This window comes from Pantoea sp. GW821-FHT03E06, from assembly GCF_059420725.1.
Window position 1 is genome coordinate 166,412 of sequence record NZ_JBWKUG010000003.1, and the last position, 16,940, is coordinate 183,351.

At 44.4% G+C, this 16,940-nt stretch carries 16 protein-coding genes; 7 read left to right on the plus strand and 9 right to left on the minus strand.

The genetic code is table 11. The features are described 5' to 3' along the window. Positions 1-30: 30 nt before the first annotated feature. The 4 genes from AC07WB_RS23755 to AC07WB_RS23770 all read right to left on the minus strand — a co-directional run bounded on the left by AC07WB_RS23755 (position 31) and on the right by AC07WB_RS23770 (position 2,740). Complete coding sequence (locus tag AC07WB_RS23755) at positions 31-639, minus strand: hypothetical protein (protein WP_494941556.1); 609 nt, start codon at positions 637-639, stop codon at positions 31-33. A 110-nt stretch (positions 640-749) separates the two neighbouring features. After that, positions 750-1,091: a hypothetical protein gene (locus tag AC07WB_RS23760; protein ID WP_494941557.1), complete on the minus strand. Its 342-nt coding sequence runs from the start codon at positions 1,089-1,091 to the stop codon at positions 750-752. 99 nt (positions 1,092-1,190) lie between these two features. Continuing rightward, positions 1,191-1,538 carry a hypothetical protein gene (locus AC07WB_RS23765; protein WP_494941558.1) on the minus strand — a complete coding sequence of 116 codons (348 nt, stop codon included), beginning with the start codon at positions 1,536-1,538 and terminating at the stop codon, positions 1,191-1,193. Positions 1,539-1,843: 305 nt separating this feature from the next. Further along, positions 1,844-2,740 (minus strand): integrase domain-containing protein, encoded by an 897-nt coding sequence (locus AC07WB_RS23770; RefSeq protein ID WP_494941559.1) that lies wholly within the window; start codon positions 2,738-2,740, stop codon positions 1,844-1,846. Positions 2,741-3,685: 945 nt separating this feature from the next. Here AC07WB_RS23770 and AC07WB_RS23775 point away from each other — a divergent pair. Then, positions 3,686-4,300: a hypothetical protein gene (locus AC07WB_RS23775; protein ID WP_494941560.1), complete on the plus strand. Its 615-nt coding sequence runs from the start codon at positions 3,686-3,688 to the stop codon at positions 4,298-4,300. A gap of 359 nt (positions 4,301-4,659) precedes the next feature. Here AC07WB_RS23775 and AC07WB_RS23780 read toward each other — a convergent pair whose 3' ends face one another. Then, complete coding sequence (locus AC07WB_RS23780; protein ID WP_049853205.1) at positions 4,660-4,875, minus strand: YdgH/BhsA/McbA family protein; 216 nt, start codon at positions 4,873-4,875, stop codon at positions 4,660-4,662. A gap of 201 nt (positions 4,876-5,076) precedes the next feature. Here AC07WB_RS23780 and AC07WB_RS23785 point away from each other — a divergent pair, with 201 nt between their 5' ends. After that, entirely contained in the window at positions 5,077-5,397 is a 321-nt protein-coding gene (locus AC07WB_RS23785; protein ID WP_494941561.1) for an ASCH domain-containing protein, read from the plus strand. Positions 5,398-5,447: 50 nt separating this feature from the next. Next, positions 5,448-5,804, plus strand: a complete 357-nt coding sequence (locus AC07WB_RS23790; protein WP_494941562.1) for a nuclear transport factor 2 family protein — start codon at positions 5,448-5,450, stop codon at positions 5,802-5,804. 45 nt (positions 5,805-5,849) lie between these two features. Here the strand turns inward: AC07WB_RS23790 and AC07WB_RS23795 are convergent, their stop codons facing one another. After that, positions 5,850-6,116, minus strand: a complete 267-nt coding sequence (locus AC07WB_RS23795; protein ID WP_494941563.1) for a hypothetical protein — start codon at positions 6,114-6,116, stop codon at positions 5,850-5,852. 122 nt (positions 6,117-6,238) lie between these two features. Beyond that, on the minus strand, positions 6,239-7,108 hold the full coding sequence (locus AC07WB_RS23800; protein WP_494941564.1) for a metallophosphoesterase: 870 nt from the start codon (positions 7,106-7,108) through the stop codon (positions 6,239-6,241). Positions 7,109-7,263: 155 nt separating this feature from the next. Here AC07WB_RS23800 and umuD point away from each other — a divergent pair, with 155 nt between their 5' ends. Together umuD and umuC are read left to right on the plus strand one after the other, a co-directional pair. After that, positions 7,264-7,713, plus strand: coding sequence for a translesion error-prone DNA polymerase V autoproteolytic subunit (gene umuD, locus AC07WB_RS23805; RefSeq protein WP_494941565.1), 450 nt, complete (start codon positions 7,264-7,266; stop codon positions 7,711-7,713). Positions 7,714-7,721: 8 nt separating this feature from the next. Next, positions 7,722-8,993 (plus strand): translesion error-prone DNA polymerase V subunit UmuC, encoded by a 1,272-nt coding sequence (gene umuC / locus AC07WB_RS23810; RefSeq protein ID WP_494941566.1) that lies wholly within the window; start codon positions 7,722-7,724, stop codon positions 8,991-8,993. Positions 8,994-9,883: 890 nt separating this feature from the next. On the opposite strand, the gene AC07WB_RS23815 is transcribed toward umuC, so the two are convergent. Beyond that, positions 9,884-10,042: a hypothetical protein gene (locus AC07WB_RS23815; protein ID WP_494941567.1), complete on the minus strand. Its 159-nt coding sequence runs from the start codon at positions 10,040-10,042 to the stop codon at positions 9,884-9,886. A gap of 33 nt (positions 10,043-10,075) precedes the next feature. Then, the gene (locus AC07WB_RS23820) at positions 10,076-10,384 is read right to left on the minus strand and encodes a hypothetical protein (protein ID WP_494941568.1); all 309 of its coding nucleotides are present in this window, start codon (positions 10,382-10,384) and stop codon (positions 10,076-10,078) included. Between the two features lie 578 nt (positions 10,385-10,962). On the opposite strand from AC07WB_RS23820, the gene AC07WB_RS23825 reads away from it, so the two are divergent. After that, a complete protein-coding gene (locus AC07WB_RS23825; RefSeq protein WP_049852738.1) occupies positions 10,963-12,171 on the plus strand; it encodes an AAA family ATPase in 1,209 nt (402 codons plus the stop codon). Next, positions 12,168-13,151 carry a ParB family protein gene (locus AC07WB_RS23830; protein ID WP_494941569.1) on the plus strand — a complete coding sequence of 328 codons (984 nt, stop codon included), beginning with the start codon at positions 12,168-12,170 and terminating at the stop codon, positions 13,149-13,151. The genes AC07WB_RS23825 and AC07WB_RS23830 overlap by 4 nt, the downstream gene beginning before the upstream one ends. The last annotated feature ends 3,789 nt before the right edge of the window (positions 13,152-16,940 follow it).

Below are 16,940 nucleotides of genomic sequence, written 5' to 3' on the forward strand. Positions count from 1 at the left end.
GTATCTCCTCCAGGTGCATAAAGTTAAATGTCAGCGTTTGTCGGTTTTCAGTTCTTCGAGCGCGAACTCAAGTTCTAAAACCAGCCCCCAGTCAGCCGTCGTAAACGGACGTTCAGCCCCGGAAACGCTTCTGATAAGCAGTTCATCAGCTGCACCGGTAATGAAACCGTGCGTGCTGAAAGGCTGGGGAGCATTACTGTCAGCAATCAGTTGGTGCCGTATTGCCCAGCGAACAGGAAGCGCCCAGCTGACGCCGCCAGCTGATGACGTTATCTCAAAGCAGCCTGAGCAATGGTGATACAGCATCAGCAGCGCAATCCGCGTGAAGAAGTCGATGGGCTGACCTTCAGTTTCAATACGCAATTCAGGGCTCATATCCAGGGTAAACATCACGCTTTTGGATATGTAATTCCCTTCGTCTTTTCCACCGAATTCAAAAACCCCGGGGTGAGTAAACATCATGGACGCGCGTTCCAGACGTGTACCGTCAGTTGGCGAGCACGGACGGAGATGTACCGGTAACAGCCAGAATGCTTCAGTGACTGCCAGGGTAAAACTGTGCCACTGGCTCGGGGAAATCCTTCCGCTCTGCTTCACGGTATAGGTGATGTGTTGGGGCGCTACGGAGATTGGTGTCATGATAAATCCTCAAAAAAAGGGGATTTATCCCCCTGATAGGGAATAAATCCCCACAGGGTTAAGTCAGATTAGAAAGATTCTAACCGGCTAATTGCCAGATCACCCTTCCCTCACTGATATGCATAGCGCAGGTTAGCCATCTGATTCGCCAGCTTCAGTGCATAGCGGCGAGCATGACGGTACGAGCTGAAAACCTCATCCGGTTTTTTCAGAGAACCAAACCGGTGATTGCCGTAAAACGTGCCGGAACGGGTAAGTATGCCGGCCGTCCATTTTCCTGAAGATAACTGATGAACCTGAACCCTGAAGCTAAATGAACCAGCCCGGTTCGTTATCCACTCTTCTTTTCTTTTACCGGCAGCGGCGCGATCCCACAGGGATAACGCTGCAGCAGAGGCGGCTGAAAAAATGCCTTTTATGGAAAAGGAGGTTGGTAATAAAAGGGTATGCATGGTGTTTCTCCTGTTGAGCGGGAAACACCTGCCCTGTCGGGAAGATGTTTCCCGAGGGGGCATTCGCATAGCGAATGTATGCTACAGACGACTGCGCTGTTATTTCTGAGCGGTGAACACCCTGAAAGTCGCAGCATCAGACGCGGCATGCTGTGCGGCTTTCGCTGCAGCTTTGTGCGTAAAATGCTCCCCGTGCCGGCTGAAAATGAATTCATCGCCTGGCTGGCCTGCAATCAACGTTCTTGCCATAACAATGGCGTGATAACGTTGATCGTCAAACCAGACGCGGGAACGAAATTCATAATGACAGGTAGGTGAAGCAAGCCACGATGTTCCCCTGAGTGCAGCCTTAAGGTCAGGACATTCAGATGCAACGCGGGTTGCAACGGAAAGGACCAGATCGAATGGTGTACGCAACTCATTCAGAAACGAGCGGGTTATGGACATAGTTTCTCCAGAAAACAGAGAAACATTTGCCCTGTCGGGAATGTTTCCCCGAAGGACGAAGGCCGGAGCCGGATGGTTGAATGTACCTTCATCGCCAGGCAGTAGGAGCCGTGATTGACGATATCTGCTTCCAAAGGCGAGCAGATGTACCACACTGATGTGTTCTCCCTTTCAGGCTACAGGAGTGTTGTTTGCAGCTACCCGAAGGCGGTCATCTCAAGCTACAGACCATTGGTGGTTGTCCGAAGACAACGTAAGAAGCGTTTTAATAATAGCGTTTGCTTAAAGCAAATTACAAGAACCTTTTATTCATCTGACTCATCTATCCGGTTATAAACCCGGGCAACGTACGCACCACGTCCATCACCGTGTCCAAGATCCATTGAAACTAAAGCCTCAGCCTCTTTGCGACTCATACCATTTTCTAAATGATGATTTACAGCATCTTTTGAATAAGCATACCTGAGACAGTGAGGCGCATGGATTCCGGTCATTCCACTTTCACGTAATACGTTATGATAACGATCAAGCGCCTGATGAAGCGTTGGTTTATCGATTAATTTACCGTTATTTTTTTCTATGTAGCGAATAGCTTCATTTAACAGGTTAACAACCTTCTCTTTATCAAAAACGGTGGCATCACGTGGACGCCCTCCTTTAGAGCCAAACACAACGCGAACATTATTATTTCCGGCTTCTAAATTTTTTCGCCAGGTCTTAATTGACTTTGCCGACTGAACCGTTTCCTCTGCACGCAGCCCAATATATCTGGCGAGCTGAATACCTAACGCAACCCCACTGTCTTTTTCTGAAACCGTTAAAACAATTTCTCTGAGACGTTCGTCCGAAATGGCAACTTTAGTGCCTTCCCGACTGGTTCCTGAAATATTCAGTGCCTTATTACTTAATTTTTCATGTGCAGGATTAGCCAGAACGTTACGTCCGCCTTGTGAAAGGATTGAACGTAAAGCGGCCATTTCATTTTGCAGGGTGCGTGACGAGATATTTTCATCCTGACGACTACGAATATAACTTTCGAGATGCTTGGTTTTAATATGGCTAACGTCCCGAATCTGAATATTAAGGGTTGCCAGTCGCTCCGAAAAGCGACTGGCAATCTTTGAACGATCAGAAACTGTTTTAAAACTTCCTCCACCCTGACGTGCGAGCGTGACGAGCTGCTTACCTAATTTACCAGACAATTTTTATCTCCTTCAGAACCTACAGCTGTAAGCCCATCAACCCACAGCTGTATGACTCTGAATCTGTACATTTCTTCCCCGATGACACGGTTGCTTTTGCGCTTCCTGCGTCTCGACTGGTATCTGTGCATCGGGGCGGCGAAATGTTGAGTTCTTGCGAGGCTCCCCAGGTCTCTGACCTGTTTGCGGCTTGCGCCGTGCTGACGTTAGTCAGTCTGCCTCCGTACACCAGTTTCCTGATGTCGCCATCGATACCGAGTCGATCATTCTCCTTCTAATTAAACGCCCTTAACGGGTTGTTCGTTAACGTCGCGTCATGGTTGATAAATAGCCAGTTGAGCATCTGAAAACACGTAATACGTGCACGTCAGAATGTACCGGCATGCTGAAAACCGCACTGTACGTGGGTTTGACCGTTATGCGCTGCGCGCGTCACTTTGTTCTCGTTTCACTCGAACCAAAGTGACGCGCGCAGCTTCATGCTCCTAATGCGTCTTCCGCAAGCGCCCAAATGTTCCAAATGGGCTTATGCGTCATAGCAGAAGTCGTATGCAGCTCAGGGCGTATCCCTGACAAATCTCATAACATAAGTGAAGAAAAGCATCAGTGTGGATGCCTTATCTGAGGGCGTGAGGCGTATGTAAAAGCCTGGCTTTGGTATGATTAATGTACCCCCATCGTCGCGTCGTAGGTGCGCTTGTTTTGACGATATCTGCTTCCAGGAGCTAGCAGATGTACCACACTGATGTGTTCTCCCTTTCAGGCTACAGGAGTGTTTTCGTAGCTACCCGAAGGCGATCCTCTCAAGCTACAGGACCATTGGTGGTTGCCCTTACGCAACGTATAGCATCTAAAATATATCAACTTATAAATTTTATTGTCAAACTAAAATAACATATACTTTTATCATACATCTATTTTAAAGTGAATTAAAGGAGTACCCCATTGGATAACATTAGCAATGCCACGATTTTAACGCTGACAGTAACAATCTTCCTTGCTGCTCTTAATTTTTTCTTTGGCATTCATGGAAGATTAAAAAAATTCACCAACGAAAGAATATCGGTTTATAAAGAAATATCGTCACTTGACAATAGTAAAAATGAACTCTCAGATGCCAAAATTGTGGCAAGTCAAAAATTAAAGTCACAGGTTTTGTTTGAGCTCACAAAAATAAAAGATAACGAGCTTGCTTCGCTAATGTTAGAGCTTATGAAGAAAAACCCTGAACTTGATACCAAAAAGGAAGCATCTATACGAACAGTAATTGACTGTTTAGATAAAGAGTTAATTTCATTGAGCCCATTTGTAAGCAACACCGCAATAACTCTTAATAAAGAAAAATTCCTTAAGAAAAGATTCAAAGGGATCTATCGTATCGTAATATACATCGCGCTTGCTATTATCTTTTCTCAAGCGACATTTTCTTTAGTTGACATGAAAAATCAAATCCCATTAGCCTTAGTAACAGGCTCTATGTCTATTTTCATGTTAATACAATACACATTTTGTTTAATTACATATCCAGCGCTAGGTAGCTTCATTCATTATAAAAACTAATTGATAAACTAAAGAAATAGGAGCGCAGACCATAGCATATGGCCTAACGTTACGCTGAACAAGATAAATAGGCTCGCCACCACTTTTGACTGAATAAGGAATGTTATACATTATCGTCCATGTCAAAAAAGCGGTGAGAGCCAATATAAACCTATTGCTGGTAATTGACAAATATTACCACTTTATATTTTTGGTTTTCATGATAAGCAGAAGACAGAGGCATAACTATAGATTTATCTTCCCAGTACTAATCCAGAACCTTTGAAATTTGGGATAACGATGACACATTCGCAGATTTTAACGCGAAAAAGGCCGCCATTATGGCGACCTCTTCCGGCACTTCCCTTTGCGACCATACGTTATTTGTATAATTCTGCGGTCATGTGCACGATATTGTTGGTGTTTGCCTCAGTAATTTTGTACTGAGCACCTTGTTCCTGAGCCTTCGCTGCTATTTTTGCTTCTGCACCATCCAGCGTACCGGAGGTTACTGAAACACTCTGCGCAAAGCTTGCTGCAGACATCAGAGAAAGAGCGGCTACGGCGGCGATAGACATTGCTTTGATAGTTTTCATGGTCATATTCCTTAGTGTGTATGGTTGAAAGCTCGTTCGCTTTCGATGGAATAATAATACCTATAGTTATCATTTCATAATTAACAATAAATGCTGGTATTGTGATCATGCTAACTATTGCGCCGATAGGCACTCCCTATGAAAATCACTTTATCGCAAAGCAGAGTTGAGTAAGCACACTACTGCTTTGCAGGAGATAACATGGTTCAAAGCCTTAAAATTGTCCCGCGGCTGCTTTCCGAAGTTCGTACAGGCACAAAAACGCATACCATCCGTTTGCGTGAACAGGAGATAGTTCCTGGTGCGATGATCTATGTGAATGCATCAGATACATCTGACACAGCACGAGTGATGGTGACCAAAGTCAAAAGGATGCCGTTGTCTGCTGTTGCCGGTTATCTGGATAAGCGAGATGTGTGGCCTGATAAGGTACTGCTGGCAGGGATGCGTGAACACTATCCTGATATTGAGCTAGATTCTGAGGTAGATGTAATACATCACCTTGAGTCGGCTAACGAATGACACCGAAACGCGGGCAAAATCTAATGCTCTTAAGGTCGAGGATATTACCCGTGCTGCTAGTAAAGCTAAAAATTCTGGAGTGCAGCCTTCATGGCGAAAAGCGGAGCGATCGCAACTGGCTTGAGCAAATATTGCATCCACAATTTCACGAAATCACCCGTTCAGGCTTGATGGTTAACCGAATCGAGACCATCGCATCACTCGAGCACGAGAGAGATGCCCCGGATATTCGTAGCGCTGATTTTCAGCTAATCTTCCTGGGTGATGCCTGCGTAATATTGCATTACAGAACTTCCCAATCCGATGGTAGTCGAGCGTCTCTACGCACATCTTATTGGATACTCTGCGAGGAAAACGGCTGGCAGCTCGCTTTTCACCAGGGCACACCAGAAGCAGGTTCAACTTAAGTTTGCTTATTGAGGCATTAGCAATAAGCCCTTTTTGAGAGCCTTTTATTTCTGGAACAATGAATCTACCGCGGCCTTCAAGCCAACCGTTAGCGCTACAAACGCTCCACCCGTTGCGAATGCAGACTCTATAGTCTTGTCTTCCTGGCAAATATCCCTAAAACGTTGCAGTGCAGCTTCAGCTGCCGGATGCGGTAACTTCTTCAAACTGTTTTTCATACCCCGACTGATCAGCAACGTTGCTCTGCTTTCATCCGCTCTGTTCACTATCAGGGTATGCTTATCCTTTTTATAAATGCAGTAATGAGGCATAAGTCCCTCCATAAGCTAAATGCTGTAAACATAAAGTACTGCAACTGTTCAAACCGATTAAAGATAAAAGCGATAACTGTCAAATAAGTATCATCCCCCTCCCCTCTTCTGTTCCCACGCATTTATACGGACACATGATGACTGGTTAGGACATTGCCGGCATAACGATGAATCATCAGTGCCGGGGGATCATCAGCTGAGGGAATACTCTCTGCTCCAAACCAGACTGGATTCGCCGGACAAATAGAACCACAAACATATGCCGGGTTATCTGCCAGCATACTAGAAATGGGTCGGTGAACGTGCCCTGTTGAAATAGCTATTACCTTTCCAGGTGCGCTAAAGATGATATCAGTCAGCTTGTCCACGCCTCTACACATCGTCTTATCCAGACCCGGTATATCCGAGGTAAAAACGTGGTGATGCATAAACAGCAGAGAGGGGGAATGCCTGCCGTCATTAAGCTGCTTTTCCAGCCACTCAAGCTGACCATGCACAGAGCCATAATCTTCATTTTCAATCGTCGAATCGACACCCAGTAGATGCAGACCGGCTAAGTCAAAATTAAAGTTGAGTGTACCGTCAGGCGAGTCAGGCGCCCATTGTTGAGAGCCCCAGACTGATTGCATTTGGCCACGATGGTCAGAATTACCTGGAAGAAGCAATGCAGGGTAGGTTTGCTGACGTAGACGCGAAGCTATCCGCTCATAACCCTCAAGCCACTGGTCATCGATCAAATCACCGGTAATGACCAACAAGTCCGGTCCCAGTTGGGCTAACCATGCCAATACACGGTCAAGCCGATGAAGAGAGTCATTGCCAGACGTGGCATGAATATCTGAAATCTGCGCGATCAGCATATTTGCTTCCCAGGTTGGTTTATCTACATTGAGAACGGATTCCTCAAGGTTAGCCACAGACACTAGCTTGCATTCTATTTTCAGAAGAGATTTTTTAAGAAAAAAAAATTCTCTACGTTCAGCAATTTGCAAGTCGCATCCTCCCTCTGTCACCCCCCCCCTCTTGCCAGATAATTCCCACTCCATAATACTGTATGCATAAACAGTATAAATTAGGAGGGACTTTTTATGAACTACACACAACGATTAGCACATCAATCAAAGGATTTATTCTGGAGAGTCGGTTTATGAAACCGGCCATGTACCATAATGGTTTGTCGCTTCTATGGGCGCCACTGTATTGTCCGCCGTTAAAAATTCCTTTCTATGGAGATGCCTGCTCCGCGGGATTCCCCTCCCCCGCTCAAGATTATGTCGAGTCAGAACTGGATCTCAACGAACTCTGCATCCGTCGACGGGCTTCAACCTTTTTCGTTCGCGCTAGTGGCAGCAGTATGGAGGAGTTGGGGCTGTTTGATGGAGACGTCATGGTTGTTGATCGCGCTGAAGAAGCGAGCCATGGCGATATTGTTATTGCAGAAGTCGGCGGCGAATTTACTGTTAAACGCTTGCAACTACACCCTCGCCTCGCTCTGTTGCCCATGAACCCGGCCTACTCCGTTATTTATCCCGATGAATTACAACTTCTCGGCGTCGTGACATGGTTTTTCAATAGCACTCGCGCGCGCAGGAGGTAATCGTGGTCATGTTTGGACTGGCAGACGTAAACTCATTCTACGCTAGCTGCGAGGCCCTATTCCGCCCAGACCTACGCGGCAAACCCGTGGTGGTATTAAGTAATAATGATGGGTGTGTTATTGCGCGCAGTGCTGCCGCTAAAAAATATGTAAAAATGGGAGCCCCTTGGTTCGAGATTAAAACGCAGGATTATCCTGAGAAAATTCATGTGTTCAGCAGCAATTACGCTCTTTACCACTCGATGTCTCAGCGTGTAATGACCGCTCTTGAAGAAATCACACCAAGGGTTGAGCAATACAGCATTGATGAAATGTTTCTGGATCTAACCGGCATAGACGGGTGCGAAAACTTTGAAGATTTCGGCCGACGTCTGCGTAGCCACGTACTTGATACTACGGGACTCACCGTTGGCGTGGGTATGGGACCCACAAAAACACTGGCTAAATCGGCTCAATGGGCAAGCAAAGAGTGGAAACAATTCCGCGGGGTACTGGCGCTAACGCCCAGCAATCCGCAGCGCACCACGACTCTTTTGGAAAATCAGCCTGTCGAGGAGATTTGGGGGGTTGGCAGGCGAATTGCTAAAAGACTTAACCTGCTGGGAATTGAAACCGCGCTCCATCTCTCACGCGCTCATCCAAGATTCATCCGTGACAACTTTAGCGTTGTTCTGGAGCGTACTGTGCGAGAGCTTAACGGCGAATCCTGCATACCCTTGGAAGAGCTTCCTCCAGCCAAGCAGCAAATCGTTTGTAGTCGTAGCTTCGGTGAACGCATCACAATGAAGTTTGCCATGCAGCAAGCACTTTGTCAGTACGCAACACGTGCAGCAGAAAAACTGCGCGGTGAACGTCAATACTGTCGCCATGTCAGCATGTTCATTCAAACGTCACCTCATGCACACAATGAGATCTACTATGGCAACACTGCAGGTATGAAGCTTTCGCTTCCTACGCAAGATACCAGAGAGATCATTGATGTTGTGATGAAGTCTCTTGATCAAATCTGGCTTGAAGGAAAAAGGTATATGAAGGCTGGCGTCATGCTCGATGATTTTACGCCAAATGGAGTGAGCCAGTTAAATCTGTTCGATGAAAATCAAGCTTGGCCCAACAGCGAAAAGCTCATGAAAGTTCTAGATGGTATCAACCAGTCCGGACTTGGCAATGTGTGGTTTGCTGGTCAGGGGGTTAATACAGAGTGGAAAATGAAACGTGAATTGTTGAGTAACGCCTGGACTACCAACTGGAACGAGATCCCTGTAGCCAGGGTGTATTAGAGCCTGATAGCACGCTATAGGATGAGATGCCCATTAAGCGTAAATATCTGTTCGCCAGTTAGGGGGACCTCCGTACTGGCAGATAATAATAAAGATTATTCACACTCCTGAAGAACCCTATTACGCGGAGGGATGTTCAATGCATCAAGGTTATGATATTACTAATATTCACTGAGCGTTAAACATTACACCCAACTTCTTTTTAGCTCCCAAGTATAAAGGCAAATTGAAATGTCGTTAAAAGGGTTAACGCAACAAATTACATACCTGCAGTGCTTCCCATATAAGAATCAATTCATCACGAATTATTGGCCTGGAATGATACTTATCTTCCAAACCTCTTCAATCTGATTAGAATGTAAGAACGCTGAATGTCGGCGGGGCATTTTGTAAACAGCTTACTGAACTACCTAATGCTTTTAATTGGTTTCGACACCAGTTAGTGCTTTCAACTCCCATCGTAGCGCCATAAATCACAGAATCGCATCTGAGATAGTTGTGTTCTACGTCTACGCTCATTCCCAATAGCTGATAGATGTTTTGAGGATAGCATCATGTTTCTGAATGGAATTAACACCAGACTTGGCATTGGGAGGGGTTATCGTTATACGCTGGTGTGCCAATATGCATTTACCAAATTCATTCCACTCCTGGCACGTGGTCACTGTCTTCTCTGTGGTAAAATAGGGCGCTGTAGAAGTTAAACTGAGCTCTCTACCTGTTTGATCATAGGAATAGATGTCCAATACTGATGCTGAGCGTTTCTGAAGAAGTCGCCCTCTGGCATCATATTCATAGACTGTTTTAGCATTATCTGAACGAAGATTACTTCTTCTATCCGTGATAAGTAACCGTCCAGTCGCATCGAAACGATAAGATGTATTCGCTACTCAAATTTGATTTAGATTTCCTGTCATTGCCTCAAATCTTTCACCTGACTTACTTATTACTCCATTTTTCCCTAATAAGATCACACCTTCAACTTGCTGCCTAAAGAGTTCGGTTCTCTTTTTTGAGTCTTTATCAGTCATGGCATTATCAAACTTCAAATTTGTGCTCCAGCCATACTCTTTTTTGTTGATTTATGCAGAGTAGGTCGCAGTTAAAACTCGACTTCCCGTTTGGTAGTTATTTTCCTTAGCGAACTCCGCTTTTATCAATTCTCCGCAACGGCTAAAGATAGCTGAAACTGAACTGTGGATGAAGCCATCGCGGCTTTCGATGGTTATTTCTATTGCTTTAGGAGTGTCAGCTGAAGGCTGATCATCAAAGAGAATGAAATTATTCATCTTGTTATTTTGAACTTGCTGAGGTGAACACTCAGCACTGCTCGCATTGAAAGCGAAGAGTGATAGAAGAGAAAGTAGAGCTGAAGCCTTTATAATTGCCATGACTCCATCCTGAACATTCCATTTGATAGAGCACTGTATCTGTAAATTCACTATTGCCAAGATTAGATATAGCCCGTAGAAGCAGAATAAACATATGAAAAAAAACCACGATCTATTTACCGCCATGCAATTTTACAAGCGATTACAGTGATAACGCTGAATGTACATCATCCAGCTGAAAGACATTTAAGAAATCATATCCAAGGGTTTAAAAGGATAACAAGGTACATCTTCTCTTCAACAGGCGGTTGGAAACGCAAAAGCTCAAGGGAATTTCAATTTGAAATGAAAAACAAAAAAACTTATTTTTCATTAACTTAACACTGAAATTACCATGGGTAATTTTTCGGTTTTTCATCACGTAGTCAGAGTTAAAAGAAGAGGGGAGGGTGCAGCAAATCGCATCCCCATTGACTTAATGACGTTAGCTTATAGAAGAAAGAAGGCTACTGATTGAGTAAAGATGAGCGGGATCAACATCTCATGTTCAGTACAACTTTTTAAAGAATATCGTTAAAAGTTGCACGCAGCATCATAAGCTGTACACTGGCTGCAAAAGTTACCAACGGAGCGGAGTAATGAAAAGTAATTACGGTGGGGTAGACGTAACAGCACGTAGGGCAAATGCCATGCTTCGCAGCATGAGTGATGACATCACTGATAGACGTAATGAATACGGCCTCGATCAGTATTACCAGACATTCACGCGAAATTCGGTAGCTAATCTACCTAAGCTTAGCCGACGCGCTGTTGAGCAAGCAGTAGAAGAAATGGAATCTAAAGGGCATGTGTTTGGCAAAAAGGAAGCCGGTAATGCCAAGCACTATGCATTAACCATCCAGGATGTGGTTGATATTTACGCTCATCGCAAAGTGCCAAAGTATCGCGATATTCATGCAGGTGAAGGTCCGTTTGTGGTGTTCGTGGTAAACCTTAAAGGTGGCGTATCAAAAACAGTCACCACGGTCACCCTTGCTCATGGCCTGCGTGTTCACCCAGACCTATTACAATATGACCTGCGTACGCTGGTGATTGACCTCGATCCTCAGGCATCCAGCACCATGTTCCTCAATCACACGAACAGTATTGGCTCAATCGTCGAGACAGCAGCTCAGGCTATGTTGAACGATCTGGATGCTGAGCAAATCAAAGAAGACATCATCAAGCCGACCATCATTCCCGGCGTGGATATTATCCCAGCTTCGATTGATGATGGCTTTATTGCCAGCCAATGGAATGACCTCGTTAACCAGCATTTACCGGGGGTTCTTCCCTCTGATGTGTTGCGCCGGAATATTATTGATCGTGTTGGCCAAGACTATGACTTCATCTTTATTGATACGGGTCCGCATCTGGATGCCTTCATGCTTAACGCCATTGCCGCCAGCGATTTACTGTTGACTCCTACGCCGCCGGCACAGGTAGATTTTCACTCCACGCTGAAGTATCTGACGCGCCTGCCCGAGATGCTTGAGCAGCTGGAGGAAGAGGGCATCACTCCCCGCATCAAAGGTAATATCGGTTTTATGTCGAAAATGACGTCTAAGCGGGATCATGAAATGACGCATGGTCTGGCTCGTGATGTGTTTACTTCCTACATCCTCGATGCCTCACTACCGCGACTTGATGGCTTTGAACGTTGCGGTGAGAGTTTCGACACCATTGTCAGCGCAGATCCTCACTCTTATCCGGGTAGTGCTGAAGCCCTTAAGAATGCGAAACGCGAAGCTGAGCGTTTTACGCAAGCAGTATTTAAGCGAATTGAATTTGTAAGAGGTATTAAGTGAAAAAAGAAATGGTAAAACTTGGCCGTCAATTCGGTAAAACAGGCTTCTCTAAAACGCTGAATGAAATCGATGGCGAGCGCGTTTTCACTTTAAAATCAGGTGCAGAAGCAAGCTTTACCCTTACAAGGGTGCTTCATGATGATATAGAGTCAAACACCTATGTCGATGCAGCGATAAACGGTCGTGACCAAGCGTTTCTGACCCCGGAATCAGTTAGTGATATCGCGCGAACGATCAAGTTACAGCAGTTCTTCCCAGCAATTGGCCGCGAAATGGATGGGCGAATTGAGGTTCTGGATGGTTCACGCCGACGAGCAGCCTGCATCTTTAATGGCACATCGTTTGAAGTGTTGGTTACACGCGACGAAATTAGCCTTGCAGATGCGCGTCAACTTGCCATCGACATCCAGACAGCTAAGGAGCATACACTTCGTGAGCTTGGAAAGCGTCTCCAGTTGATGTACCCGGATGATATGAATAAGTCTGACATTGCTGAAGCTGAAGGGTTGTCAGCAGCCAAAGTCACGAGAGCATATCAAGCCGCAGCTGTACCAGACGAAATGATCGCCGTCTTTCCTTCAGTTAGTGAATTGTCCATCAACGATTATCAGACATTACTGGATATTGCTGACAAAGCTGAGGCCCAGCATATAACCATCCAACAACTCACTTCAGCTGTGCAAGAACGCATAGATAATGATGTCTCTTATGCTCGTGAAGATCCGAGTGTAAAAGCGAAAATCATCGCCTATTTCCGTGCAGAAAATGCTGGGGTGAAAAACAAGCGCGGTCCCAAGCAAGTCGTCACAGAAAAAATAGCTGACTTTAAGGACAAGAAACAGTTCGCCCGCAAGAAAACCGATAGCGAAAAAAGATTGGTCACATATGAGTTTTCACGCCTCTCGGCGACCTATCAAGCAGAGCTTGATGCTGCAGTTAAAGCTGTAATAGCACGCATGCAATCTGAAGGTGATAGCTAACCTGCATCCAAAGAGGCAAAGCTTTATGACTGAAGCTGTGCCTCTTTCAAACTTAGTCAATAAACCCCCCCTCCAGAAAACACCCTAACCCATTGTCATACCTACAAAAAACAAGAATATTTCACATTGAAATTCCCACTGTTTTCATCCAAAAATAATCAAATAAACAAGACCAGATCTATATGAAAATGATAGCGGGAACGAGGAGGGAGTGACCTTAGGTGTACCTTAAAGTCGGCGCTTAACGACCAGCTCCCAAACTTTGATTCCATAGTCAGTTAGCTATGTCGATTGGCCTTTCATGATTCCCATTGTGCATGCCGCTGCACATTCAGTTGGAATCTGGCATTTCAGTGCTGCATACGGACGGTATTCGTTATAATCCTGCCGTCACTCATCAATCGTATTCCTACCGTAAGCATTCTCACTGATAACTTTGCTCATTAGACCTTCATCTCAAAATCTTCCATTTGAACTCACATTAGAACCGTTCTGTTTCTGCTAACCCTGCTTGATGAGCCTTAGTTACACATCATGTACAAAAAACCAGGCAGTTGAATGTCGCCCCCTGAGCAGCTTATATCGTCACCAAATAGCCACGTAACAGCATGATACTGTCCAGAATATATGTGACCTGAACATCTGAAATCCGAAAAGCAACGTTAATAGTCAGGCTCGACTCCGTGTAATCATCTACACTGAGCACGCAATTAATACAGCGACAGCTGACGAGTGCGTCCATGAAGATCTTCATCAACCAAGCTAGATTAGGTGCATCCGTAAAATAGAGTTGAAGCCATTCAGTCAACGGCACATCACAGTACAACCTTCTCTTCTTGTTAAGGGCACCAAAATAATAATTGTGTTAACTCGCTTATGAGTGACCCATAGCTCTTAACGCATCAAAAGCCACCAGTTACAGCGAAAGCCAAAGCGCCGGCATTGAAAAATTCATTTCATTGTTGCGCCTTTTTACTCAAGCAAAAGGAGTTGGACGCTGATACTTATAGAGGCAGTTGTACATGGAGAAACCTATGAGCCTGAAGGCAAGTCGCTGCAACAGAGCGTTCATACATATAGACTTCAAGGCTTCCGGCTATTTATCTGTCGTCAGTGTTTTTGGACCAGAGCCATCTGAAATGCCTTTTTAGCCAGTATGGCTTCGGAAAGCAGATTCATGAGCCGGACGTTGGTTTCTGCAAGTGAATTAACCTGCTTCACATGAGAGATTTCGATGCCGCCAAACTTTTTACGCAAGATAAAGAAGGTGGTTTTGAAATGGCGTGCTTACGGGCAGTAATCCCGGCTTAGGCTGTATAGAAGATACAGATGATCTGTTCGCGGGAAAAACGTCATTCCATATGGATGCCGTCACGTTACTGATGTCAGCATGACGAACACAGGGAGGTATATATCAAAGTGGAGTAGGATATGAATAACAAAGCCGATACGAATGACATAAGTTATTTGATGCGGTGAAATAAAATCGTTCGAATTAAGACTAAGAGTGAATAGCCTTGTTGGGGGTGGGTGAAGATATCAAGAAAAAACTGAATGTTGATTCAAACACAATTTTGCCACATTTCTTGTGCTGGATTTGTATTTCCCTGTAAGAATCCCTTAAAAACAATCGTTTAATAGCACTGACGTCGCTACGTGAATTTTAGTGGATTCGCTGCAGCAATCCTTTGCAAAATTCACCAGAACGCGTCACAAATTAGCTCCTAAAATTGCCCCTAAGCATCAATTTGTCATTTCAAGGCGTAACCACATTTCAGGTTATGCACAGTGCTACGGTCAACTTGAATTAACCGGCTCCCAGACATAGCGTTCATTTAACCATTTGAGGTTGCAAGGTTACATCGCATCAAGAACATATGATGTGGAATGGCTTCGAATCAGGGAGGTAGAAAAATCCCTGAGGTTTAAACAATGAGGATGGTAGGGAAGGCCATTAAGGTTTCGTTAGAATTTTAAATCACGGTTCTGGTGAGCATGGCCATTATGCGCTAGCTAGCACTAGATCGTGATGATTAGACCATATCCTCGGCAAATGGCCTTAAGACTATATAGCGTTCACGAGGTTTAGCGCCTGAGTCTGATTTAAACTAAAGACCCTCAGCTCGCTGATTATCCTTCAAACATTTTAGTTGTCTGCTCTCTAATGGCATCATTTAACTAACTCAGATATGGAACTTTTTGGGGAAAATTCGGTTGCTTTAATAACTTTGGGAAATAGTATCAAGTTGCCTATTACTGTTGTTGGGCAAAACAGCTGATGCTTAAAGCCAGCAAAAAGAGGTGTTTCTGAGCAAAAGAATTTTCGGGAGGTGTAAATGAGTGTCCCATATTAAAATTTAAAAGCTTTCCAACACACTCATAAAGAATCGTACTATACTTTTTTATACATTTTCATCAGTGAGTTAGTCAGTACTTCCTCTTGTTCTAACAGGTTTAAGTCATTACACAGTTTCTGTTTCAACAGCCCTATCACTACACCATTCTCTCAACAAATCCTGCTTCACTATTTTGAAGATTTCACTCGATGCTTATTGGATACCCCCATTAATGGCCGCTGCTCTGATCGATGTGTAGCTTAGTATCTATACAAGCGATCAATTAAAAATGAAATTGAGGAGGAATGAGAGGGCACAGAACACTATCAATGTCGCCACTTTTTACTGCTAACAGGGAATGTGAATGACTTGATGAGGTAGATTCTGTTGAAAACGGAAAGTGTATGTCATGGATAATCTCAATCCAAATGACTACTATAGCGAGTAAGTTACTCACTACAGCGGTCTTTAGCGTTGCACGAGCTACTTACACCTTAGCAAATCTACATCAACTCATTGAAACGAAGACGAATGGGGATACTCATAACAATATTCATCTTCTCTCTATAGCAGTCATCATGAGTCGCTGTTAATAGGCGTTTATGATCCAGAAGGCAGGCATCATGAGGTTATGCGAGCTCTGTTTGATGTAGTGCTTAGTACAAGCTCAGTAGAAAATTCTCAATCATTACAGGCATAAGGCACAGTATTCCTCGTATGTACTCGCTGTATCAATGCGATGACCAGTCATCAGTGAAGCCTTCTTACCCTTTGAGACGTATGACTGGATATAGCTTACAGGCTTATAAAATTCCTATATTTATCCCCATTATCCACAGGTCAGATCCAATAACTTGATCCTAATATGATCCCATTGAGATCCTAAACAGATCCCGACAACGCCACAGGCCTTGCTATCAGTGGGCTAAACCCCTGTCGATGACTGCTGTAGCGAGTGTAATGACCAATATAAAGAGCATCTTGACTGCTATAGAGAGAATAGATGACCAATATAGAGAGAACATCATGACTGCTATAGTGAGTAAGGAGCTGATTTGCTTGTTAATAAGCCAGTTAGTTGAAATTATGGTCAAACACCTGCTGCTCTTAGGTTCGGTAAAACCACTACATTTTATGGGCTCTTAGTTTTAAATAGTTATGCACCGAAAACAGCACGCAAAATGGGCAATCTATTGGTTTTAAAGTTATCAACTGGCTAGATCCAATAACAGATCATAATAAGACCCTATATGTTCCTAATAGATCCCAGATCACGCTCAAGCCTTGATATACGTGGATTTAGAAAGGATCGTTGACTGCTGTAGCGAGTAGTAAGACCGCTGTAGAGAGTAATTAAACCGCTATAGTGAGTAGAATAACCGCTGTAGTGAGTGCTAGTATCCACTGTAACGAGTAACGGCGATTATCGCTTGTTCATATCACGGATTTTCAA